The organism is Actinoplanes sp. NPDC020271 (assembly GCF_044388125.1).
Lineage (GTDB): Bacteria > Actinomycetota > Actinomycetes > Mycobacteriales > Micromonosporaceae > Actinoplanes.
In genome coordinates this window covers 149,404-171,919 of record NZ_JBIRWQ010000016.1, presented here as the reverse complement: position 1 = coordinate 171,919, position 22,516 = coordinate 149,404, and the positions used below count along the sequence as shown (strand labels likewise).

At 69.5% G+C, this 22,516-nt stretch carries 22 protein-coding genes; 13 read left to right on the top strand and 9 right to left on the bottom strand.

What is annotated here, in order from left to right:
- Positions 1-73 precede the first annotated feature (73 nt).
- Both ACH442_RS30530 and ACH442_RS30525 read left to right on the top strand, forming a co-directional pair.
- Positions 74-2,269 carry a carbohydrate-binding module family 20 domain-containing protein gene (locus ACH442_RS30530; RefSeq protein WP_396341574.1) on the top strand — a complete coding sequence of 732 codons (2,196 nt, stop codon included), beginning with the start codon at positions 74-76 and terminating at the stop codon, positions 2,267-2,269.
- A gap of 106 nt (positions 2,270-2,375) precedes the next feature.
- Entirely contained in the window at positions 2,376-2,711 is a 336-nt protein-coding gene (locus ACH442_RS30525; RefSeq protein ID WP_396341573.1) for a hypothetical protein, read from the top strand.
- Positions 2,712-2,893: 182 nt separating this feature from the next.
- On the opposite strand, the gene ACH442_RS30520 is transcribed toward ACH442_RS30525, so the two are convergent.
- The gene (locus ACH442_RS30520) at positions 2,894-4,078 is read right to left on the bottom strand and encodes a DUF1996 domain-containing protein (protein WP_396341572.1); all 1,185 of its coding nucleotides are present in this window, start codon (positions 4,076-4,078) and stop codon (positions 2,894-2,896) included.
- A gap of 286 nt (positions 4,079-4,364) precedes the next feature.
- Positions 4,365-4,943 (bottom strand): copper resistance protein CopC, encoded by a 579-nt coding sequence (locus tag ACH442_RS30515; protein ID WP_396341571.1) that lies wholly within the window; start codon positions 4,941-4,943, stop codon positions 4,365-4,367.
- A gap of 212 nt (positions 4,944-5,155) precedes the next feature.
- On the opposite strand from ACH442_RS30515, the gene ACH442_RS30510 reads away from it, so the two are divergent.
- A complete protein-coding gene (locus ACH442_RS30510; protein ID WP_396341570.1) occupies positions 5,156-6,076 on the top strand; it encodes a hypothetical protein in 921 nt (306 codons plus the stop codon).
- A 708-nt stretch (positions 6,077-6,784) separates the two neighbouring features.
- On the opposite strand, the gene ACH442_RS30505 is transcribed toward ACH442_RS30510, so the two are convergent.
- From ACH442_RS30505 to ACH442_RS30495, 3 genes are all read right to left on the bottom strand, one after another.
- Positions 6,785-7,843, bottom strand: coding sequence for a glycosyl hydrolase (locus tag ACH442_RS30505; RefSeq protein WP_396341569.1), 1,059 nt, complete (start codon positions 7,841-7,843; stop codon positions 6,785-6,787).
- 131 nt (positions 7,844-7,974) lie between these two features.
- On the bottom strand, positions 7,975-8,517 hold the full coding sequence (locus ACH442_RS30500) for a hypothetical protein (RefSeq protein WP_396341568.1): 543 nt from the start codon (positions 8,515-8,517) through the stop codon (positions 7,975-7,977).
- A 1-nt stretch (position 8,518) separates the two neighbouring features.
- Positions 8,519-8,866, bottom strand: a complete 348-nt coding sequence (locus ACH442_RS30495; protein ID WP_396341567.1) for a PadR family transcriptional regulator — start codon at positions 8,864-8,866, stop codon at positions 8,519-8,521.
- 110 nt (positions 8,867-8,976) lie between these two features.
- On the opposite strand from ACH442_RS30495, the gene ACH442_RS30490 reads away from it, so the two are divergent.
- From ACH442_RS30490 to ACH442_RS30470, 5 genes are all read left to right on the top strand, one after another.
- Positions 8,977-9,321: a nuclear transport factor 2 family protein gene (locus ACH442_RS30490; RefSeq protein ID WP_396341566.1), complete on the top strand. Its 345-nt coding sequence runs from the start codon at positions 8,977-8,979 to the stop codon at positions 9,319-9,321.
- A gap of 247 nt (positions 9,322-9,568) precedes the next feature.
- On the top strand, positions 9,569-11,263 hold the full coding sequence (locus ACH442_RS30485; RefSeq protein WP_396341565.1) for an ABC transporter substrate-binding protein: 1,695 nt from the start codon (positions 9,569-9,571) through the stop codon (positions 11,261-11,263).
- Positions 11,260-12,144, top strand: coding sequence for an ABC transporter permease (locus ACH442_RS30480; protein ID WP_396341564.1), 885 nt, complete (start codon positions 11,260-11,262; stop codon positions 12,142-12,144). The genes ACH442_RS30485 and ACH442_RS30480 overlap by 4 nt, the downstream gene beginning before the upstream one ends.
- A gap of 82 nt (positions 12,145-12,226) precedes the next feature.
- Positions 12,227-13,216, top strand: coding sequence for an ABC transporter permease (locus tag ACH442_RS30475; RefSeq protein ID WP_396341563.1), 990 nt, complete (start codon positions 12,227-12,229; stop codon positions 13,214-13,216).
- Positions 13,213-14,793 (top strand): dipeptide ABC transporter ATP-binding protein, encoded by a 1,581-nt coding sequence (locus ACH442_RS30470; RefSeq protein WP_396341562.1) that lies wholly within the window; start codon positions 13,213-13,215, stop codon positions 14,791-14,793. Before ACH442_RS30475 ends, ACH442_RS30470 begins: the two co-directional genes overlap by 4 nt.
- 105 nt (positions 14,794-14,898) lie before the next feature.
- Here ACH442_RS30470 and ACH442_RS30465 read toward each other — a convergent pair whose 3' ends face one another.
- Positions 14,899-15,051 (bottom strand): hypothetical protein, encoded by a 153-nt coding sequence (locus ACH442_RS30465; RefSeq protein WP_396341561.1) that lies wholly within the window; start codon positions 15,049-15,051, stop codon positions 14,899-14,901.
- A 101-nt stretch (positions 15,052-15,152) separates the two neighbouring features.
- Between ACH442_RS30465 and ACH442_RS30460 the strand changes: the two genes are divergently transcribed.
- The gene (locus ACH442_RS30460) at positions 15,153-16,337 is read left to right on the top strand and encodes an acyltransferase family protein (protein WP_396341560.1); all 1,185 of its coding nucleotides are present in this window, start codon (positions 15,153-15,155) and stop codon (positions 16,335-16,337) included.
- A 16-nt stretch (positions 16,338-16,353) separates the two neighbouring features.
- Here ACH442_RS30460 and ACH442_RS30455 read toward each other — a convergent pair whose 3' ends face one another.
- Both ACH442_RS30455 and ACH442_RS30450 read right to left on the bottom strand, forming a co-directional pair.
- The gene (locus ACH442_RS30455; protein ID WP_396341559.1) at positions 16,354-17,319 is read right to left on the bottom strand and encodes a DUF1152 domain-containing protein; all 966 of its coding nucleotides are present in this window, start codon (positions 17,317-17,319) and stop codon (positions 16,354-16,356) included.
- A 37-nt stretch (positions 17,320-17,356) separates the two neighbouring features.
- Positions 17,357-17,917, bottom strand: a complete 561-nt coding sequence (locus ACH442_RS30450; RefSeq protein ID WP_396341558.1) for a 3'-5' exoribonuclease domain-containing protein — start codon at positions 17,915-17,917, stop codon at positions 17,357-17,359.
- 93 nt (positions 17,918-18,010) lie between these two features.
- Between ACH442_RS30450 and ACH442_RS30445 the strand changes: the two genes are divergently transcribed.
- From ACH442_RS30445 to ACH442_RS30435, 3 genes are all read left to right on the top strand, one after another.
- A complete protein-coding gene (locus ACH442_RS30445; protein WP_396341556.1) occupies positions 18,011-18,784 on the top strand; it encodes a hypothetical protein in 774 nt (257 codons plus the stop codon).
- Between the two features lie 136 nt (positions 18,785-18,920).
- Positions 18,921-19,394 carry a hypothetical protein gene (locus tag ACH442_RS30440; protein WP_396341554.1) on the top strand — a complete coding sequence of 158 codons (474 nt, stop codon included), beginning with the start codon at positions 18,921-18,923 and terminating at the stop codon, positions 19,392-19,394.
- A 144-nt stretch (positions 19,395-19,538) separates the two neighbouring features.
- Entirely contained in the window at positions 19,539-20,246 is a 708-nt protein-coding gene (locus ACH442_RS30435; RefSeq protein ID WP_396341553.1) for an inositol monophosphatase family protein, read from the top strand.
- 81 nt (positions 20,247-20,327) lie between these two features.
- On the opposite strand, the gene ACH442_RS30430 is transcribed toward ACH442_RS30435, so the two are convergent.
- A complete protein-coding gene (locus ACH442_RS30430) occupies positions 20,328-20,648 on the bottom strand; it encodes a hypothetical protein (RefSeq protein ID WP_396341552.1) in 321 nt (106 codons plus the stop codon).
- Between the two features lie 145 nt (positions 20,649-20,793).
- Between ACH442_RS30430 and ACH442_RS30425 the strand changes: the two genes are divergently transcribed.
- Positions 20,794-21,306 (top strand): hypothetical protein, encoded by a 513-nt coding sequence (locus tag ACH442_RS30425; protein WP_396341551.1) that lies wholly within the window; start codon positions 20,794-20,796, stop codon positions 21,304-21,306.
- The last annotated feature ends 1,210 nt before the right edge of the window (positions 21,307-22,516 follow it).

Sequence of the window (22,516 nt, the reverse complement as noted above, 5' to 3'; positions counted from 1 at the left end):
TCCCCGCTGGAAAGGGTCGCTGCCGTAACCCCTGAAAGAAGTTTCACCACCCGTCCCACAGAAAGCGTCCCCCATGAAGAGAAGAACGCGCACTCTGCTTCTCGGGTCCGTGACCAGTCTCGCGCTGGCCGCCGCGGGCCTGGCCGGTGTCGGCCTGGCGACCACCGCCAGCGCCGCCGCGACCCTCAACAACAGTGACGTGACCGCGAACCTGTGGGAGTGGAACTTCAACTCCATCGCGGCGGCCTGCACCAACCAGCTCGGCCCGGCCGGGTACGGCGCGGTCCAGGTCGCCCCGCCGCAGGAGTCGGTGACGCTCTCCTCCACCAGCGACGGCTCGCACCCGTGGTGGGAGGTCTACCAGCCGGTCTCGTACGGCATCACCGGCCGCCTCGGCACCCAGGCGCAGTTCACCAGCATGGTCACCGCCTGCCACAATGCCGGCGTCCGGGTCTACGTGGACGCGGTGATCAACCACATGGCGGGTTCCAACAACACCGTCACCACCGGGTACGGCGGCTCCACGTTCAGCCCGAGCGGCTACTCCTACCCGGCGGTGCCGTACTCGTACAGCGACTTCCACCACCCGAACGACGGCTACTGCTCCGACGACGACGGTGTGATCGACGACTACAGCAACGCCTCCGAGGTGCAGAACTGCGAGCTCGTCGCGCTCTCCGACCTCAAATCACAGGACACCGGCGTCCGTACGAAGATCGCCGGTTACCTGAACAAGCTGGTCGACTGGGGTGTGGACGGTTTCCGGGTGGACGCCGCCAAGCACATGGCCGCCTCCGACCTCTCCGCGATCAAAGGACTGCTGCACAACACCACCGCCGAGGGGGTGTCGCCGTACTTCGCCCAGGAGGTGATGCCGGGCGGCAGCGGGGAGATCGCCGCCAGTGCGTACACCGGGATCGGTGACGTGCTCGGCTTCAACTACGCGTACGGGCTGAAGACCCAGTTCGCCAACGGCACGCTGTCCAACCTGTCCGGCATCCCGTCGTGGAGCCTGGACGCGTCGAGCGCGCAGACCGCGGCCATGGTCACCAACCACGACCTGGAGCGCAACGGGTCGACGCTGCGCTACCAGGACGGCAGCGCGTACACGCTCGCGAACTACTTCCTGCTCGCTTACCCGTACGGCCAGCCGTTCCTCTACGACGGCTTCGCGTTCTCCACCTCGGCGACCGGCGCGTCCCCGCCGTCCGACTCCAAGGGCTACGTCACCGACACGAGCTGCACCAACGGAGCGTGGCAGTGCTCGACCCAGAGCACCGGCGTCAAGGGCATGGTCGGCTGGCACAACGCCACGCGGTCGGTCACCACGGTCTCCAACTGGACGAACACCGCCGGCAACATCATCGGGTTCAGCCGCGGCTCGCTCGGCTGGTTCGGCGTGAACCGCTCCGGCAGCGCGTCGACCGCGACCTACCCCACCGGGCTGGCCGGCGGCACCTACTGCGACCGGATCACCGGCGGCGCGACCAGCACCGGTTGTGCCGGGACGGCGATCACCGTCTCCGGTGGGACCGCGTCGGTCACCATCCCCGCCAACGGCGCTGTCGCGATCGACGTCAACGCGAAGTCCGGCGGTGGCGCGACCACCAGCGCCACCCCGTCGCCGTCGGTGACCACCTCGGCCTCGCCGACTCCCTCCTCCACCACGCCCGCCGGCACGGTGCAGGCGACCTTCAACGTGTACGCCACCACGACCGCCGGCACCAGCGTCTACGTCGTCGGCTCGAACGCGGCCCTGGGCAACTGGGACACGTCGAAGGCGGTCGCGCTGTCGGCCGGCGGCTATCCGATCTGGACCTCCACGATCGCGGTGCCGTCCGGGTCGAGCTTCGAGTACAAGTACCTCAAGAAGGACGCCGCCGGGAACGTCACCTGGGAGAGCAACGCCAACCGGGCGGTGACCACCGGCAGCTCGGCAGTCACCTACAACAACAGTTTCGGCGTGGCCAACGCCGGCGCGACCGCGGTCACCTTCAACGAGTCGGCGACCGTCAGCAGCGGCCAGACCGTCTACGTGGTCGGCTCGATCGCCTCGCTCGGCAGCTGGGCGCCGGCTGACGCGATCCCGCTGACGGCGACGAACTCGTCGGCGTGGAGCAGGGCGGTGGTCGTCCCGCAGGGCACCAGCTTCACCTACAAGTACCTCAAGAAGGACGCCGCGGGGAACGTCACCTGGGAGTCCGGCAGCAACCGGTCGTTCACGACGGGCACCGCGTCGGCGTACTCGACGAGCGACACCTGGAAGTAACGACTTCGTCTCACCGGAGGGCCCGCGCACCGTGCGCGGGCCCTCCGTCGTTGGAGGGGCGGACGATTTGTCCGATTAAGTACGATTTGCCTAGGAGGCTGATCCGATGTTCTCGTCCCACGGCACCCCCACCGCGCAGGTGATCACCGCGACCGCCGACGTGCAGGCCCACGTGCGCGACATCGGCCGCGTGCTGGCCGCCCTGCCGTTGTCGCCGCAGATCAAAGCGGCCGGGCGGCTCGAGCTCGCCACCGTCGAGGCCGCCCTGGCCGCACCGGAGATCGACCGCGAGCAGATCGCCGACGTCATGCACCGGCTCACCGAGACCCTGACCCGGGCCGGCGCGTTCCTGCTGGCCGGGCGGGCGTTGCAGGAGCCGATCGTGGCGATCGCCGGATGGCTCGGTGCGCCCGGCGACTCGGTTGTCCGCCTGCTCGGCTGAGCCGCCCGTCGTCTCGACGCTGCATCATCCTGCTCAGGGGCGCGCGGCCCGCGACCGGGCCGGCCGCCCCAGCAGGAGCAGCACCACCGCCCCGCCCCGCGAGCCGCGCTGTGGGCCGGGCCCGGCGGCCGTCACGATGCCGGCGGCCGTCACGATGCCGGCGGCCGTCACGATGCCGGCGGTCAGAAGGAGAACGGGTCGTAGCCGTCGTTGTCGCACGTGCGGCGCTGGGCGATGCAGTTGCGCACCCGCTGGTTCATCGCGGCCGCGTCCCACATCAGGAACGCGTCGCCGTGCATCGAGGAGGCGCTCCTGCCGTCCGGATCCGAGGACAGGTAGTAACCGGCTTTCGAACCCGTCACGCCGTACGTGATCTCGAACGTCAACGCCGGGATCCGCACCGGATGGTCGGCCGGGCACCCCTGGTCGGTGCCGAACGCGACGTGCTCCTTGTGGTTCGGGCTGTCCAGGTGCTTGCCGTCCCAGCAGTCCGGGAACTGCAGCGTGAAATGCAGGTGGGCGGGTTTGCCGCAGATCGGCCAGTTCCCGTTGTCGCTGCGGGAATCGCCGTCGAGGTTGCCCGGCCCGTAGAAAGCGCAGTAGAACTGCCCCTGCGCACCGCGTGGCGTCGGCACCTTCTTCTTCGCGTCCCCGGCGATTTCCCGCAGCCCGTCCGGCATCGGCATGATGCCCGTCGAATTGTTCCGGATCGACCGGTAGTAGACCCGGAACCCGGTCGGCTCGACCGGCTTCTTCGTCGCCGCGTCGTACAGCGTCGGCACCCAATAGGCGGAATGGTCCACGGCCGGTTTGCAGGTCGAGGCGGTGAACTTCATCAGGTCGTCCGCGGTGGTGCCCGCGTCGACCGCCTTGTTACCGACGAACGAGTGCATGTGTGATGCTCCCGGCAGCCCGGGGAAGACGATCGGGTCGTCGGCCTTGCGGTGACTGTACGTGCAGTCGGCGCGGAACTCGGCCAGGTTGCCCGCGTTGCCGGGCGGGTCGGCTTTCGTCGCCTTGAACTTCGCGACCTGCGCGTTCCAGGCGGCCGAGTCGATCGGGATCCAGCCGCCCGTGGCCACCGGCTGCGTGGCCGCGATGGTCGATTTCGGCGAGGCCGGCACGGAGCGCGACGGGCCGGCCGACGCCGGTGCGGACGCCGGCGGAACCTCCCCCGACGCGCTCGCATCGACGGCCACCGGCTCGCCCGCTGTCACGCCGGCCGGTTCCTCCCCGCCCCGGCTCGCCCACACCGCCACCCCGGCGACCACCGCGACGGCAACCCCCGCGGCGGCGGCGACGAGGCCCCGCGGACGCCGGGCGTGACGGCCAGAACGCGACGGTTCACGGGACACGGAAGACGACACAGCACACTCCCCGGCGACAACGGCTTGATCGCCGGGAATGCTAGGCAGGCCGCACACGCCCCGGACAGGCACTTAAAAGAGAGGAAAGAAAAGACTGCCCGTCCGTACGGAATCCGCCGCCCCCGCCGAGAAAACCGTTATCCGCCGCCGCCGGAGGCGTCCTCCACCTGCCCGGTACGTCCGCAGCCGCCCCTCCACGGTCGGCTCGCTGATCGCCTGGCGCCGGGTGGAACGGCGCGTCAGGCGGTCCTCAGGTCGTCGACGGTCCCGTGCCGCCGGCCGGGTGTCACTTCGCCGCGTTGCGCCGCCGGACGAACACGAAGATCGCGGCCCCCGCGAGCACGAGAATGCCGATCCCCGCGATCAGGCCCAGCCATGGCCCGTTGTCGCTGCTGCTCCCGGTGCCGGCAGTGGCCGGCTCGGCGTTTTGCACGGCGACGGTGGCGATCGGGCTGAACGGCGCCGCGCTGGGCACCTCGGAGACTGCCACCGACGGCGAGGCGGTCACCGGCGCGGCGACCGTGAACGAGTACGAACTCTTCACCACGTCCCCGTCCTCGGCGGTGAGCTGGTACGCCACTGTGTACTTCCCGTTCGCCAGCGGCGTCGCGAAGGCGAACTGCGCCGTCTTGCCGCCGACGTCCGGCGACGCGCCGCCGACCGCCGCGCCGTCCGGCCCGGTCACGGTCACCTTGAACCCGCTCAGCTTCTCCAGGAACGTCAGCTTGACGCCGGTGGGCGCCGTCTTCACGGTCGAGTTCTTCGCCGGAACCGCCTCCACCAGCGGATTGTGCGCGGCAGCGGGCACCGCGGGGAGCAGCACCGCGGCCATGGCGGCGAGAACAAGCAGGAGACGTTTCGTCATGGCGTCAGTAAATCCTTCTCGTCGGGTCGGCGGTTAGTCGCCCCGGACAGCGCATTGGTTCCCAGCGGCTCCGCCGCCTCGCCACCCGATCTCTCGGTACGGCCGTAACAGCTCTTAGCCGTTTCTTACGTCGGTGAGACGGTTCATCACAGGTACGCGAGCGATTCTCGTACCGGGCGCACCTGCCCCGAACCCGAACACGGAGCCCCCCGATGACCGAAGAGAACCCCGCGCGCAGTTCCACCCCTTCGTCCGAGCCCCCCACCGCCCCGATCCCGGCGCCGCCCGAAACGACCTACACCTCAGCTGTCGCCGGCCACCCCACCGCCGAGCAGCCGGTCGTGGCCGCTCACCCGACCACCCCCACCGCCGAGCAGCCCGCCGTCGCGGTCCAGCAGCCCGCCGTCGCGGTCCAGCAGCCCGCCGTCGCGGTCGAACAGCCCGCCGTCGACCCCACCGGCCAACCGCTCACCCCGCCCACCACCCCGGTCGCCCCCGCCGCCACCCCGGTCGCGGGCGCCCAGCCCACCGCCACCCCGGTCGCGGGCGCTGCCGTGCCCCCGCCCCCTCCGGGCTACGCCTACGTCCCCACCGGCGGACAGCTCCCCCCACCCCCGCCCGGATACGCCTACGTCCCCACCGGTGAGGGCGGCAGCCGGCTCCCACCCCCTCCGCCGGGGTTCGCCTACGTCCCGGCCGGTGCCCGTGGCCCCCGCGGACCGCGCGGCAGTTGGTCCGGCCGTCGCGTCCCGATCCTGGCCACGGTCGCCGCCCTGCTGCTCGGCTGCCTGCTCGGCGCCGGCATCACCGCGGTGGGCGGCGCCGTCTTCGGCCACCACCGAGGCGACCACCGCAGCCATTCCGGCCCCGGCAGTGACCGCTTCGGCCCGAACGGCAACGCCCCCGGCAACAACGGCTCCGGCCGCGGCGGTTACGGCCCCGGCCAGCAAGGCGGCGGCCGCTTCAACGGCAACAACCCCAACGGCACCGCCCCCGGTAACGGCACCGCCCCCGGTAACGGCACCGCCCCCGGTAACGGCCAGGCCCCCGGCAACGGCGGCACCAACGGCGACAGCGGCACCCCGGGCACCGCCCCGAGCGCCGCCGACCCCGTACCTTCCGCCACCAGCTGACCCCACCCGGCGCCCGCACCGCTCCACCCCGGCGGCGGGCGTCCCACTCCCAGCCGGTTCCCACCGTGGTGATCCGACTCCGACGACAACGGTGGCAGCCAGCTGGAACAGCACCCCGCGCCGCAGCTCGGCCCGCGTCGAGCGATGCGGCCCCGGCTGGTTCTCACCGCGGTGATCCGCCCTCGACGACCGTGGCGGCCGGCCGGGACAGCGGGCGCGGCTGGGTCTGGAACGGTGGCGGCCGGCCGGGACAGCGGGCGCGGCTGGGCCTGGAACGGTGGCGGCCGGCCGGGACAGCGGGCGCGGCTGGGCCTGGAGTGGCAGCGACCCGGCGGCGGTTCACGCGCGGGCGCGCCGGCGCAGACAAGACCCACCCACCACTGGGGGGGCCACCGCCTCTGACGTCAGTGTGACGTGAAGGGCCATGATCGTGTGGGTGGGCTGTGGACGGCGCGTCAGTGTGGACAACCGGCGCGGCGCCGGATCTTGTGCTGTGACCGTGCCCACCCGCGGAGGCCGCCCTTGTGGGTTTCGCGGTCTGGGCCGGCCACGGCCCTGCGAAGCCCGCGAGGGTCCCCGCGGGAGCGGCGGAGAAGGACCACAGCGGACGCAGGACATGAAGCCCTTGAATTCGATCTTCGATGGTGAGCCGGGTGGTAAGCCGGAACGGGCCGCCCGGCGTGATGCCGGGCAGCCCGTTCGGAGAATTCAGCGGACGGTGACGTTGAACAGCGGGTTCGCGGCGAGCTTGCGGAACGCGGCGAGCGACGACGGCGCGCTGTCGACGCTGATGTCGCGGTCGCCGAACAGGTCCTTCTTCGTGTCGAAGTAGACGATCGCCTTGATCGCGGGCCGTTTGGCCAGCTCCGGCAGGACGCTGTTGAACTGCGCGGCCTTGTCGACGACCTGGCCGACGCGGTGGTAGGCGCCCCACTCGGCCACCATGATCGGCTTGCCGGGGTGGTTCCGGGTGGCCCAGTCGTACCAGCCCTGGCCGCCCTTGGCCTTGCGGTCGAGCAGGTCGGCGAACTTGCCGGCGTGGTAGTAGTTCTTCTCGGCGCTGACGTAGGAGTCCAGGCCGATCCAGTCGACGACGTCGTTGCCCGGGTAGAGGTCCTTCCACCAGGACCGGGCCATCCACTTCTCGTTGCCCATGTAGGCGACGACGCTGACCGCGTTGGTGACGCCGTCGGCGCGCAGGCGCTGGATGACGTGGCGGAACGACTTGGCGAAGTCCTTGGCGGTCATGCCCGACTTGGCGTCGGTGCGGACGTCGTCCTCCGGCTCGTGGTTGAGCACGAGGAAGAACTTGTCGGTGAACTTGCTCTTGAGGCGGGCGGCGAACGCGTCGATCCGCTTGTCCTGCTTGCCGGCGGCGACCGCGGCCCAGGTCGAGCCGTACTCGACGCGCCAGTTCAGCAGCAGCACCCGCGGGTGCGCCTTGTCGCGGGTCATCGCGATCTCGGCGTCGGTCGGGAACTTCTCGTCACCCTTGTGGTACGCGTGGAAGATCGTCGCCGTGCGGCCGGAGAGCTTCTCCCAGTTCTTGTGCTCCTCGTCGCGCGGCTTGCCGGTGAAGCCGCCGGCCGCCGCGCCCCACAGGACGCCGCAGGTCGGGACGAGCTTGGCGCCGGTGACGCAGGACTTCGAGGAAGCGGCGGCGGCGGTCGGCGAGGCCTGAGCCGGCGTGGTCGTCATCGCGGCGCCGGCACCGGCGACGAGAGCGGCCAGCGTCAGAACGGTCTTGCGGAGCGTCGAGCGCTTCAAGCGGAATCTCCCCCATGTTGTCCGGCGGTGTTGCCCGCCGGGCATGGGAAGAAGATTCCGGGAACGCGGTTGTCACGACGGTGCTCGCACAGGTGCCCGTCGGTTGCGGTCCCCGGGACCGCTCGCGCTTATTAGTCGGTCGCACCGGCCCGCACGTGAGAACTCCGCCGTCGCAGGCGCCAGAGGCGTCCGGCCAGGATCACGATCAAGAGCCAGATGGCGTACGTCCATGGAGTCCACGACCCGCCGCTGAGCGTCACGTCCGGCCCGGTGACGGTGACCGTCAGCGCGTGCTGCAGGAACGCCACCCCCTCGAACGCGAACGTCCCGTTCCCGTGCGCGGCCCGCACCCCGTCCGCGAACCCGTTCGTCACCTCGCTGAGCAGGTAGTTCAGCAGTAGTGGGGTGAGCCCGGCGGCGTAGATCGCCCCGATCCACGACGGGCGCGGCTGGTCGCCGAACTCGGCCACCAGGTACTGCTCGGCGAGCCCGCGGCTGCCACCGATCCGGCGCAGCGCCTCGGTCGTGCCGACGTCGGCCGACGCCTCCCGCAGGTTCGCCCGGACCTCGCGGCGCGTGGCGATCCGCCGGGCCCGCGGCAGGTCGTAGATCTGCTGGTCGAGCATCCAGACCAGGCGCTCGATGCGCAGCCGGTCGATCCATCCGATCGCCATCTCAGTCTCCTTGACTTTCCGCGACGCGGGACAGGACCGCCCGGACCCCGGCGACGTGCCGGTCCCAGGCGGCGGTGGAGTCGGCGAGCGCTTTCCGGCCCTCGCCGGTGAGCCGGTAGTACTTCCGGGCGGGGCCGCCCGGGGACGGCACCAGCCGGGTCTCGACGCGACCCTCCCGGAGCAGGCGGTTCAGCGCCGGGTAGACGCTGCCCTCCAGCACGTCGGCGAACCCGGCGGCCTGGAGTCGCTGGACCACCTCGTAGCCATACGACTCCTGCTCGGCCAGCAGGTGCAGGAGCAGGAGCGACAGGACGCCTTTGAGGAGTTGCGGGTCATGGCTCTCCGTCACGGTTCTATGTTTGGTCCAGTACCAGGCAATGTCAAGTAGTGGTTTGAGAGCATTGGCGGTTACCGCTGAAGTAATCGACGCCGCCGCCCCGGCGATGACATCGTGCGGGCATGACCATCAAGGACATTTTTCTGGACGCGTTCGGTCGATTCGCCGCCGGTGACGTGGAGGTGCTGCGTGAGGTCATCCGCGACGACTTCGTCAACCACGACCCGGCCACCCCGCGCGACAAGGGCGGATTCATCGACGCCACGATCAACGGGCCGATCGCGTCGTCCACTCTCGACCTGCGCCGCGTGATCGCGGACGACGAGTTCGTGGTCGCCCACTATCGGCTGACCCCGCCCGAGGGCGGCCTCGGCGAGGCGGTCGTCGACATCTGGCGCTTCGAGGGCGACCTGATCGTCGAACACTGGGACGTCTCCCAGCCGGCCACCGCCCCCGACCAGGTCTGATCCTTCTCGCCGGCTCCCGGCCCCGGGCGCAGCGCGATCGGCGGCGGCCTGGCCGGGGGCGGCCGGCCCGGACTCGGGCGACTTCCTGACCGGCCGCGCGGGTCGCGCCGCGGCCGTGCGGGGCAGCGGCCTCGCGGACGTACCGGAAAGTTAAACGATTTGTATCGATTGTTGCGGCGATAGTGCACATTGCCTATCGATCCGATAGGTTCACCGCTGTTGTGGTCCCCTTCTCAAGGAAACCCTCATGCGCAGATTCGTGCCTATCGTTCTCACGGCGACCGTGCTACTCGCCGGCTGCCAGGGTGGCGGCGGTGGCAACACCACCACGCCGAACGCGGCCTTCGACCCGGCGACCTGCCAGGGCGGCACGCTGACGGTCCTGAACCGGGGTGGCATCACCCACCTCGACCCGGCCCGGCTCTACACCTCCGGCGGCGGCAACCTCCCGTCGCTGCTGTTCCGGACGCTGACCACGCGTAACCGGCAGGCCGGCGAGGCCGGCACGAAGCCCGCGCCGGACCTGGCGACCGACCTGGGCACGCCGTCCGACGGCGCGAAGACGTGGACCTACCACCTGCGCGACGGCATCCAGTTCGAGGACGGGACGCCGATCACCGCGGCCGACGTGAAGTACGGCATCGAGCGCTCGTTCGCCCCCGAGCTCCCCGGCGGCGCGCCCTACCTGCGTGACTGGCTGGACGGCGCCGCCGACTACCAGGGCCCGTACAAGCAGCCCGACGGCATCAAGTCGATCGAGACGCCGGACGACAAGACGATCGTCTTCAAGCTGAGCAAGCCCGAGGGCGACTTCCCGTTCCTGGCCACCGCCACCCAGTTCGCGCCGGTACCGGCGGCCAAGGACACCGGCGTCGACTACGAGAAGCACCCGATCTCGTCGGGGCCGTATCAGGTGGAGTCCTACGAGCCGAAGAAGTCGCTGGTCCTGGTCCGCAACACGCACTGGTCGACCAAGATCGACGAGCTGCGGTACGCCTGCCCGGACCGGATCGAGGTCACCTCCGGCCTCGACTCCGCGGTGATCAACCAGCGCATCGTCTCCGGCGCCGGTCAGGACGCGAACGCGGTCACCACCGACGCGGTCGTCGGCCCGGAACAGCTCGCGCAGCTCGGCACCGGCTCCGAGCTGGACAAGCGGGTCACGCGCGGCGAGTTCCCGTCGACCACGTACCTCGCCTTCAACACGAAGAAGGCACCGTTCGACAACCCGAAGGTCCGAGAGGCTCTCTCGTACGCGATCAACCGCACCTCGGTCGTCAACGCGCTCGGCGGTTCGGCCGTCGTCGGCCCGTCCACCACGTTCCTGCCCCCGCAGAAGGCGCTGGGCTACCAGGCGTACGACTTCTTCCCGGCCGGTGACACCGGCAACGCCGAGCAGGCCGAGAAGGTGCTCGCCGAGGCCGGCCTGACCAACCTGAGCATCGAGCTCGCCTACGAGAACGACGACTCCGAGGGCATCGGCCCGAAGGTCGCCTCCGCCGTCCAGGAGGCGTTCAAGCAGGCCGGGGTCACGGTCAAGCTGAACGCGATCGACGCCGCGGCCTACCGTGACGTCACCGGCAAGCCGGCCACCCAGCCGGGTCTGTCCCTGGCCACGTGGGGCGCCGACTGGCCGTCGGGTGGCCCGTTCCTGATCCCGATCTTCGACGGTCGCCAGATCATCACCGCGGGCGGCAACTTCAACCTCGCGCAGTACAACGACCCCGAGGTCAACGCCGAGATCGACGCGATCAACGCGCTCACCGACCCGGCCGCCGCGGCCGCCCGCTGGGGTGCGCTCGACGCCAAGCTCGGCAAGCTCGCGCTGGTCCTCCCGCTGACCCACGAGAAGGACGTCTACCTGGTCGGGAAGAACGTCAAGAACGCGTACGCCGACGGGTGGCGCGGACAGCTCGACGTCAGCCGGATCTCCGTCAAGTGACCCGCTCCCTCCTGAGGGACCGCGGCTTCGTCGCGGGGGCGGCGATCGCGACCGTGATGGTGCTGGTCGCGGTCACCGCCCCGCTGCTCGCCGCGCTCGCCGGCCAGGACTACACGACGTACCACGACACCCTGCTCGACTCGGCCCGCGGCGGCGTGCCGATCGGCGCGTTCGGCGGGGTCAGCGGCGAGCACTGGCTCGGCGTCGAACCCGGCACCGGCCGTGACCTGTTCGCCCGCATCGTCTACGGCGCCCAGGTGTCGGTCGGCGTCGCGGTCGGCGCCACGATCCTCGAGGTCCTGCTCGGCGTCGGCGTCGGGATCGCGGCCGGGCTCGGCGGGCGCTGGGCCGACGCCGGGCTGAGCCGGCTCATCGACCTGGTCCTGTCGATCCCGGTGCTGGTCCTGGCGATCTCCCTGCTGGCCATCGTGCCGCAGGACTGGCCGCGCCCGCTGATCCTGGCCGTCGTCATCGCACTGCTCGGCTGGGGCGGCACCGCCCGGATCAGCCGCGGCGAGACGCTGACCCTGCGCACCCGGGACTACGTGGCCGCCGCCCAGGTGGCCGGCGCGCCCTGGTGGCGGGTCGCCCGGCGGGAGATCCTGCCCGGGCTCACCGCACCGGTCCTCACCTACGCGGCGCTGCTGCTGCCGACGAACATGGTGCTGGAGGCCGGGCTGTCGTTCCTGGGCGTCGGCGTGCGCCCGCCCACCCCGTCCTGGGGCCAGATGCTGTCCAGCGCGACGACCTGGTTCCGGGCCGATCCGACGTACGTCGTCCTTCCGGGGTTGCTCTTGTTCCTGACCCTGCTCTCCTTCGTGCTGGTCGCCAACGGCTTGCGCCGCGTGCTCGACCCGCGGCAACGGGAGGTCCTGCGATGACCGGCTGCACCGAGCGGCACCCGGCGAAAGTGAACATCGGCCTCGTCGGCGAGGGCCGGGCGAGCATCGCAAAGGAGCACAGTTGATCGGCCACCTGACGCGGCGGCTGGTCGGCGGCGTGGCCGTCCTGCTGGTCCTCTCCGCCCTGATCTACGCGCTGTTCTACCTCGCGCCCTCCGACCCGGCGATCCTGGCCTGCGGCAAGGGCTGCACCCCGGAACGCCTCGCCGACGTGCGCGCCGCGATGGGCCTGGCCGACCCGGTCTGGACCCAGTACTGGCACTTCCTCCAGGGCATCTTCACCGGCCGGGACTACTCGCTCGGCCCGACCGTGCGGCACTGCCCCGCCCCGTGCCTCGGCTACTCGTTCGAGACCTCGCAGCCGGTCACCACGCTGCTGCTGGACCGGGTCCCGGTCTCGTTCTCGCTGGCGCTGGGCGCCGAGATCCTGTCGCTGGCGCTCGGCATCGGTGCCGGGCTGCTCTCCGGTACGCGCCGCTTCCGCTGGTTCGACCGGCTGGTCAACGGCCTGGTCCTGGCCGGTTACGCCACCCCGGTGTTCCTGGTCGGCCTGCTGCTGCTCCTGCTCTTCTGCGTGCACCTGCAGTGGCTGCCGTTCCCGCAGTACGTCCCGTTCACCACCGATCCGCTGCTCTGGGCGCAGAACCTGATCCTGCCGTGGATCGCGCTCGCGGTGATCCAGACCGCGGCCTACGCGCGGCTGACCCGCGCCGGGCTGCAGGAGAGCCTGGCCGAGGATCACATCCGCACCGCACGGGCGTACGGGATCCCGGAACGCCGCATCCTCTGGCGCAAGGCCCTGCGCGGGGCGCTGCTGCCGCTGGTCACGCTGACCGCGGTCGACCTCGCCGGGATCATCACCAGCGCGGTGCTGACCGAGACCATGTTCGGCCTGCCCGGCGTCGGTCAGCTGCTGGTCGGCGCGGTCAACCAGATCGACCTGCCGGTGGTCGTCGGGGTCACCCTGCTCACCGGCCTGATCATGGTGCTCGCCAACACCGCGGCCGACCTCCTTTATGCCGCTGTCGATCCCCGGGTGCAACTACGATGACTCTCCTCAGTGTTCACGATCTTCGCGTTTCCTTCGGCGACAAGCCGGCCGTGGACGGGCTCTCCTTCGACCTGGAAGCCGGGGGTGCGCTGGGCATCGTCGGTGAATCCGGATCGGGCAAATCCACCGCCGCTCTGGCGCTGCTCGGGCTCAGTAGCGGCACGATCTCGGGAAAGATCCGATGTGACGGTACGGACTTGGGGCCGGACACCGCCTGGGGCACGATCCGTGGCGCGAAGATCGCCATGGTGTTCCAGGAACCGCTCACGGCGCTGAACCCGTTCCAGACCGTCGGCGACCAGATCGCCGAGGTGTACCGCCTGCACACCGGCGCGACCCGCCGGGCCGCCCGGGAGCGGGCGGTCGAGGTGCTCGGCCAGGTGCACATCCCGGACCCGGCGCGGCGGGCCGGCTCGTACCCTCATCAGTTCTCCGGTGGCATGCGCCAGCGCGCCCTGATCGCAATGGCCATCGTCTGCCGTCCGAAGCTGATCGTCGCGGACGAGCCCACCACCGCCCTCGACGTGACCGTCCAGGCGCAGATCCTCGACCTGCTCGACGAGGTACGCGCCACGACCGGCGCGGCCCTGCTCCTGATCAGCCACGACCTGGGCGTGGTCGCCGGCTCGACCGAGTCGGTGATCGTGATGCGCGACGGGCAGGCCGTCGAGTCCGGCAGCACCGAGTCCGTGCTGCTGGCACCCGCCCACGACTACACGAAAGCGCTGCTCGACGCGGTGCCCAAGCCCGTTGACCGGGACTTCGAGCCCGGGCCGCCGCTGTTGCGGGTGCAGGACGTGCGCAAACACTTCCCGCAGCCGCGGCGCGGATCGTTCCGCAAATCACCACCGGTCCGGGCCGTCGACGGGGTCACCCTCGACGTGCACGCGGGCGAGACGCTCGGCATCGTCGGCGAGTCCGGCACCGGCAAGACAACGCTCGCCCGGATGATGGTCGGGCTGGTCCCGCCCAGCTCAGGGACGATCACGTTCGACGGGGTGGACATCGCGCGACGCCGCGGACGATCCGTCCAGATGGTCTTCCAGGACCCGTTGTCGTCGCTCAACCCGCGGCGCACGATCGGGGAGAGCATCTCCGACCCGTTGAGGCTTTCCGGCGTACGCGACCCACGCGCCCGAGTCGAGAACCTGCTGGAGCGCGTCGGGCTGAGTGCGTCCGAATACGATCGCTACCCGCACCAGCTGTCAGGCGGCATGCGGCAACGCGTCGGGATCGCCCGCGCCGTCGCGCCGTCCCCCCGCCTGATCGTCTGCGACGAGCCGGTCTCCTCGCTGGACGTGACCACCCAGGCGCAGGTTCTCGCCCTGCTGGAGGAACTGCGGGCCGAACTCGGTCTGTCCCTGGTCTTCGTCTCCCACGACCTGGCCGTGCTGCGCCGGATCGCGGACCGGGTGGCAGTGCTCAAGGACGGTGTGATCGTCGAGATCGGGCCGACCGCCGAGGTCTACTCCCAGCCCCAGCACCCCTACACGAAAGAGCTGCTCGCCGCGGTTCCGGTCACCGACCCGGCCGAGGCGCGGCGTTTGCGCGCCCTGCGCTCCGCGGTGACCGGGTGACCGGCCGTTGACGGGAACCGCCGCTCGCCGGCGCCGCCGACCGGCGAGGACCCACCGGCGGGCCGGCGGCCGGGGTCGTGATCAGGGGCCCGGCGGCGCCATCGGTCAGGGACGCCGCCGGTTCTGCAGCCGCTGGAACAGCCCGCGCAGCCGGCGCTGGTTCTCCGGCTTGGCCAGCTGGCGGCGCCCCTGATCGACCAGCTGCCGGCCCTGCGGGCTCTGCAGGAACGTACGGACGCGCTGGGCAAGAGTCGCCATCGTGGTGCCTCCTCAGGTCGTGAGCCCCAGACATACCCGCCCGCCACACCCCGCAAGCCCCCGGCTGTGCCGGGACTGTGCAGTAGGTATTGTCCCGCGCCATGACAACGACGCTGGAGCCGCGGCGCTCGCCGGAAGACGTCCCCCCGGCGCCGGCTTCCCCACGGCGCCCGAACAGCCGTATCGCGGTGATGGACGGCCTCCGGCTGGTGGCCGCCCTTTCGGTCTCGCTCTTCCACCTTGCGGGGGATCTGCCGTCGGGACAGGCGTGGGAGACCGATCCCCGGAATCTCTTCCCGCACCTGTTCTCGTACGCCTCGTTCGGCTGGCTGGGCGTCGAGCTGTTCTTCATGATCAGCGGCTTCGTGATCTGCATGAGCTGCTGGGGGCGTACCCCCGGGCAGTTCTTCCGGTCCCGCGTGGTCCGGCTGTTCCCGGCTTACTGGCCGGCGGTGCTGATCACCACCGCGGTAGTGACGCTGTGGCCGGTCGCCTCGCACCGGTTGCCGACCGACGAGATCATCCTCAACCTCTCGATGATGAACAAAGCGTTCGGGGTCAAGAGCGTGGACTCGGCGTACTGGACGCTCTGGTGCGAGCTGCGGTTCTACGTCCTGTTCGGCGTCGTGATGCTGTGGCGCGGGCTGACCCTGCACCGCACGCTGCTGTTCTGTTACGGCTGGCTCATCGCCGGGGCGGTGGCCGCGGCCGGCAAACTGCCCGTGCTCGAGCTGGTCTTCCAGTCGCAGTACGCTCCGCTGTTCGTGGCCGGCATCGCGTTCTTCCTGATCCACAAGTTCGGCTCGAACCTGCAGATCTGGGGTGCGATCGCGCTTTCCTGGATGATGGCCATGCACAACGTGGACAGGCGGGTGATCGCCGCCGCCAAGGTCGGCCGGGTCGACCTCGACCCGAAGGTCGGCATGCTCGTGATGACGCTGTTCTTCGTCGTCCTGGGCATCATCGCGCTCGGCTGGACGGCCCGGATCCAGTGGCGCTGGCTGACCTATGCCGGTGCGCTGACCTACCCGTACTACCTGCTGCACCAGAGCATCGGCTGGTCGCTGATCCACGGCCTGAACGGCCGGCTCGACCCGTGGCTGGTCCTGTCGCTGACGATCGGGATCCTGCTGGTGTCGGCCTGGTTGTTGCATCGCCTGGTCGAGAAACCCGTCGCCAAGCTGCTCAAACGCACGCTCGACCAGGCGTCGGCGGCGATGCGGGACAGCGCCCGCCAGGAGCGCGAACGCACCTCCGCCGCGTCGGACCCGGCCAGTGCCCCCTGACCGGCCGCGGACGTGATCAGTGCGGGTAGGCCTTGGGGACGCGGGTGGTGACCTCGTTGCGGAACGCTTCGATGCGGGTGATCACCTGGCGGCGGCCGATCGTGTTCTCGATCCGGTCCAGGTAGAGGCAGCGGGCCGCCAGCTTGTCCAGGTCGACCGTGAAGTACATGGCCATCAGCGGGTTCACGAACAGCTGGCTGCCGCTGGTGCGCCGGGTGAACTGGACGTCGCCGAACTCGCCGGCCAGGGCCGCGGCGATCTGGCCGTTGACGATGCTCGGCCGGTCCGGCGTGTTCGTCGCGGCGTGCGCGACCGCGTCCCGGTACAGGATCGCCTCCGGGCTCGCGCCGGGGATCGACAGCGCACCCAGATAGCCGCCTTCCCGGTCCAGCGCGGCCAGGTTCTCCAGCACCTGCACATGGTTCACGTCGTGGTAGGCGTCGATGCCGAAGCCGAGGCAGGTCACCAGTTTCACCGGCACGTCCAGGGCGGTGACCGCGCCGAGGCTGGTGATGTCCTCCACGGGGGTGCCGACGCCGTTCTCGTCGCCGCGGCAGAGGATGTCGGTGCCGCCGTCGACCAGCACGATCGCGTCCACGTCGAGCCGCGCGATCAGGAATCGGTAGGCCTCCCGCAACGTCTGCACGCCCAGCGGCGGGAAGGCGTAGACGGTCGACGGCATGTCGTTCGCGGCCAGCCAGCGGGACAGGGTGCCCTCCGGGAAGTACCAGTCCGGGCTGGTCGACGACGGGGTCACCTCGACCACGTGGTCGCTGATCCAGGATTCGCGGTCGAGGAGTTCCAGCTCGGAGAAGGACAGGTTCGCCAGGTGCACCTCCGTTCCGGCGGCACGCAGCGCCAGGGCCAGGGGGAGGCCGGCGTAGATGTCGAAGCCGCCGCCGGCCCCGGCGATCAGGACTCGGCGAGCGGCGGAGAGGGCGGCGAACAGGGGCGGCACGGCGAGCGCGAACGGGTCTGTCACGCCGACCATGATGCCCGTACGGGGAAAGGGCCTTGATCTAGCGTTGGCGGCGCTCGGCGAGCATCGCGCAGAACAGGGCGCCTTGCTCGATCGCGTCGTCGAGGGCGACGTGGCTGTGCGGGAAGTCGCCGAACCAGCGGCGGGGCATGCTGCGTTTCACCGTGCTGCGGAAGTCGGTGCCGAGGACCGCCATCGCGTACGTCTTGATGTCGAGCGCCGAGTGCGAGAACGGGCTGGCCTCGGTGAACCGGATCAGGTACCAGTACACGAACGTGAAATCGAACCCTGCCGGATATCCGACGAACACCGGCCGGCCCGGAAGCGTTTCGAGCCATTTGCGGTATCGATGCATCGCCGGGGTGGGGTGTTCCGGATCTTTCCGGCACGCCTCCCACGCGGCCGGCTGGGTGGCCCACCACTTCATGGTCGCGGGATGCCCGGACGCGTCGGGGAGCGTCTCGAGGTTGACACTGAACGTGTCGATCAGCGTGCCGTCCTCGACGTATGCCGCCGAGCCGAGACTCAGCATCGAGTGCGGCCCGGGGATCGGCCCGTCCGTCTCGACGTCCGTGCTGACGTAGACCTCCGCGCGTGCCATGCCCGCACCCTACGGGCCGGTCCGCCCGTGGGCGACTCGTTTGATGGCACGGTCTATGGTGAGCGGCCGATGCCTAGGGACGGAGTCGCAACGATGAAGATGGGACGTCTGGCCGTCACGGGTGCGGCCCTGGTGGCGCTCGCCGGCCTCAGCGCCTGCACCGACAAGGAGACGCCGGCCGCGAGTTCGACCGGTGCGGCCCCCGTCGCCGAGTCGGCCACCGCGTCGGCGAGTGCCGCGGCGAAGGAACTGGGCGCGGCGGCGCTCAAGGTCACCGAGTCGTCCGGCAAGATCCACATGACGATGGCCGGCGGGATGACCGGCGAGGGCGCGTTCGACACCCCGAACAAGGCGCTCGACATCACGATGACCATGGCGGGTCTCGGCGACGTCAGCATCCGCGAGGTCGGCACCGACATGTACATGAAGTTCGGCGGCGCTGCCGCGAAGAGCTTCGGCAACGGCAAGTGGATGCACATCGACGCCAGCAAGATGCCCGAGACCAGCGCGCTGAGCCTGGAGAAGAACGACCCGCGCAACACCGCGAAGCTGCTCGAGCAGACCACCGACGTGAAGAAGTCCGGCAACACGTTCACCGGCACGCTCGACATCACGAAGTCGCCGAGTCTGACCGCCGAGATGGTCAAGGCCATGCAGGGCAAGAGCACGCAGGTCCCGTTCACCGCGCAGGTCGACTCCGACGGCTACCTGACGAAGATGACCATGGACATGAACGCGGTCGCGCAGGGCGCCGGCAAGGTCGAGGCGTCGTACACCGACATCGGGTCGAAGGTCGCCATCGCCCGGCCCGCCAAGAACCAGACGGTCGAGATGTCCGACTCGGTCCTCAAGTCCATCGGCGGCTGATCCCGGTTTCTCGCGCAAGGTCAAACCCCTTCGCGCGTACGGGCGTCAGCTCCCGCCGTAGCTCACCCTCGCCCGGGACCGGTGGCGGCCCGTCCTCGCTCGGGACCCCGGTCCCGGGCTCCGGCAGAATTGCCGGATGTCCCGGCCGGGCCCCGCCGACCCACGGGAAATCGCCGAGGCGCTCGTCCCCCGGGCCCGGTGGGAGTCCGCACGCCTCGCCGAGCCCGGGAACATGCGCCACGTCATGCCCCCGGGGTCGCCGCGGTGCGCGTCAGCAAGCAGGCCAGGGCTGCCGCACGCCGCGAAGAACACGCCGGACCGGCCGAGCATCGTCAACGGCCAGATCGCCGCGGCCCTGGCCGGCAAGTTCGGCGACGTCCAGTTCACCCGGCGCACCAGCGGCAGCCAGCTGTTCGTGAACCCGCTGATGGCCATGTACTTCACGGTCGACCTGGACAAGCTGGCGGCCCGCTGCCTCTACCTGGACCGGATCGAGAACACGATCGGCCGCCGCCAGGTGATCACCCGCATCGAAGCGTTCCGCAACGAGGCCACCACCCGAATCCCGACGTCCTACCTCACCGACAAGAAATCCCGGCGCACCCACTGATCTGCCGAAAGTAGTGCGTCGACCAGAGGGCGGTCGCCGTTCGGTCACGGCTGTATCCGCGGTGGTTCGACCTTGATAGCGTCCAGCCGTGGATAGCGCTGATGACTTACAACTTGCGTTCGACATGTCGGATCGGGCAGCAAGTTGGCGCTTACATACTTCGAGGCCTGCGTTTCGGCGACGTTGAAGGCGGACGGCACACCCGTCACCAAAGCCGACCGGGCAGTCGAGCAATTGTTCCGCGAAGCGCTGTCTGCTGCGAGGCCGGATGATGCGTTACTGGGCGAGGAATTCGGTCGGCTCGGTGAGTCCGAGCGGGTCTGGATTATCGACCCGGTAGATGGCACGTCTTTCTTCACCCGACGTGACCCGAACTGGCGTGTACACCTCGCGCTGGAGATTGCCGGCAGCATTGAGATTGCTGTCGTCGCTGATCCTGCGCTACGGCGATGCTGGTGGGCGACCCGAGGTGGCGGGGCGTTCGAGTGTTCCTGGCCACGCGAGGATTCCGGGACGAAGCGCCTTGCAGTCAGCGCGACTTCGAACCTGGCTGATGCTCGGCTAAACGCCTTGGGAAACGCATCCAGAGCCCGCCTCTTACCTGGCGTCGACCATGCGCCGGCAAGTCCCCTTCCCCTGGTTGAGCTGGTTCGCGGCGAAATCGACGGGTTGCTGGCCGAGGGCTACCACACCTGGGATCACGCGCCATGGATCCTTCTCGTCGAGCAAGCGGGCGGCCGATTCACCGACCAGACCGGAGGGCGTGCGAGCTACCAAGGTGGTGGCCTGTACTCCAACGCCAACTTGCACAGTCAGCTACTCACCGCGCTTCAATACCCGGTACCCGCCTAACCTGCCGAGACAAAGCAACCTACCGCAGTAACTGTCGTTCAACCACGGTCATCTCATGCGCGAGTCGCGTGCTCGGCCTGCTCAATCGCCGATGAATACCAATTCGCCGTGCTGCTCCGCGCAGTGCTCCGCCATCAATCGAAGCCGCATCAGCCCACGATGCTCAGTGCTCGCCTTCGCGAGGGTGAGCAGTAGCTCGACATCGGTGACGAGCTGCTGCATCTGGCTGGCGCCGAAACGGGTCTCACGATGGGGATCGAGTCGACCCAGGAGCCGGAGTGCCGGATTCCCGTGGAACACCAGCCGGTCGAAGTCGCCAGCGGCGTCGAAGAACCCGCCGGCCGGATCCGGTAGTCGTTGTATCCGCTCGCCGGCCAGGCGCAGCTCGACCTGAATGCCCATCCCCTGATGATCCACGATGCCGCGCTGGCGTCCTCATCTGCCGCGAGTCGCGCGCCACGGCAGTTCAGTTGGGTATCGACTCGACGGCATCCGAGGTGCGCAAACTGGGTCGCCGAGCTTCGTTGCGGTTGGCTACCGTCGCCGGATGAGGCATCCGAGTCGATACCGCTATGTCGGTCCGGCGGAGTTCCAAGACCTCCTTCCGTCTGCGGAGGCGGTCACCGTTGGCTCCAGCGCTGTTCTTGGCCGCTGGCTTGCTGGGCGTGATCGAACCGAGCTGGACGAACCCTTTACCTTCGTCGTGACGCTCGATGGTGGGCTCCGAGTTGCCCCACGTCGTAGCGAGCACGTCGCCCTGGCATCGGGCCGGGACGTACTCGCTGCAGGCGAAATGACGTTCACCCTCGAAGCCGGCGTTCATCGCGTGGTGGAGGTGACTAACCAATCGACCGGCTATTGCCCCGGCCCGGAATGCTGGCCGGCGGTATGCGAAGCACTCGATCGGCTTGGGCTCAGGCATCCAGGCGACTTCACCACCAAGCTGGTCTTCCGGCGCTGCCCGGCCTGCGGTGAACGCAATATCGTTCGCGAAGGCGATTTCACCTGTGCCTTGTGTGAGGGCGTCCTGCCCGCGTACTGGAACTTCGCATCGACCTGACAGGGGAGGCGGCCGACGTCCTCTTCTGCCGCAGACCGTGCGGGCGGGGTGTGGGCTGGCACTGGTACTGCATGAGACGGTGGTCCGGCTCGGCGGCCCTTCATATTCCGGCGCATCGAGCGCCAGGCATAGGAGACAACGGCGCCGTTGAGGAGTGCTGCAACGGCGAAGGCTGCCAGCACTCCAGCCCCTTGGAGCATGTCGGCTGCGCTCGGGCTCATACCCAGGAGATCGCTCAGGACACCGACTGCCAAGGCGCTGAGCATCAAGGCCGGGTAGATCGTCACGCCGATCGGCAATGTCAGGCCGATGGCGATGAGGTAGAGCACTGGCGCCACCGAGTGCGGGGTCACGAACGAACTACCTACCAGCAGGGTGACCATGCCGGCGTAGCCGGGCACGGCCCAGGCTGCGCCACCCCTCGGAATCACGGGTGTCCGGGCGGTTTGCGGTGCTGTTGCGGCGTACGGAGGCATTTTCTGTCCTTGGTCAGCGAGCAAGGAAGTACAGCATCTTCTTCGGTCCCGGCCTACTACTGAAGGGGTGAAGTCACATCGGTCGTGATGCTCGTTGGCGTCCTTCTCCGCCGCTGTCCGGACTGGGACGGGCTGCTGTCACGGGCCGTGGCCTGCTGCCTGGGGCGGGCCTCTTTGTCGTTCCGAGGTCAGTGCGGCCCGGTATCGTCCGCGTTGCCTAGTCACGGGTCCGTTCGTAGAGCGGCGAGGGTCTTCGAGTTGCCCTCTGTAGCAGTCGCAATGAACGCATCCAGGGCTGGAAATCCTCCACGCCTCCTTGAGTCAGCCAGCGCAGCTGAGGTGGCGATGCAAGGTCGAGCAGAACGACACTCAGGCACGATACGGCCGCACCGATGAGCTATGACGCGAGCGTGGACGCAGCTTGTCGACGCCGCCTCGGCCAAATGTCCTTCCTTGGCCGGCGCCCTCTTCTGTCGACGGTCGTGCGCTGCTGCGCCAACGGCTGCCGCTGTGCGCCGACAGCGGGTTACAGCAGCCCGCGCGCCAGCATCTCCGTCTCGACCGCTTCTCTACGGCGTCGCCAATCGCGCCGAGCCTTGGCGTTTCGGCCCGGCGACCTGTTGGGCGACTGCTCGTACTCCCGAGCCAGGTCCAGGCGGTCGGCCAGCTGCTCATCGGTGAGGCGCGCTCAACTGCCGCCGACAGTGAGCGCCGCTCTGTTTGCTGTCGGCGAC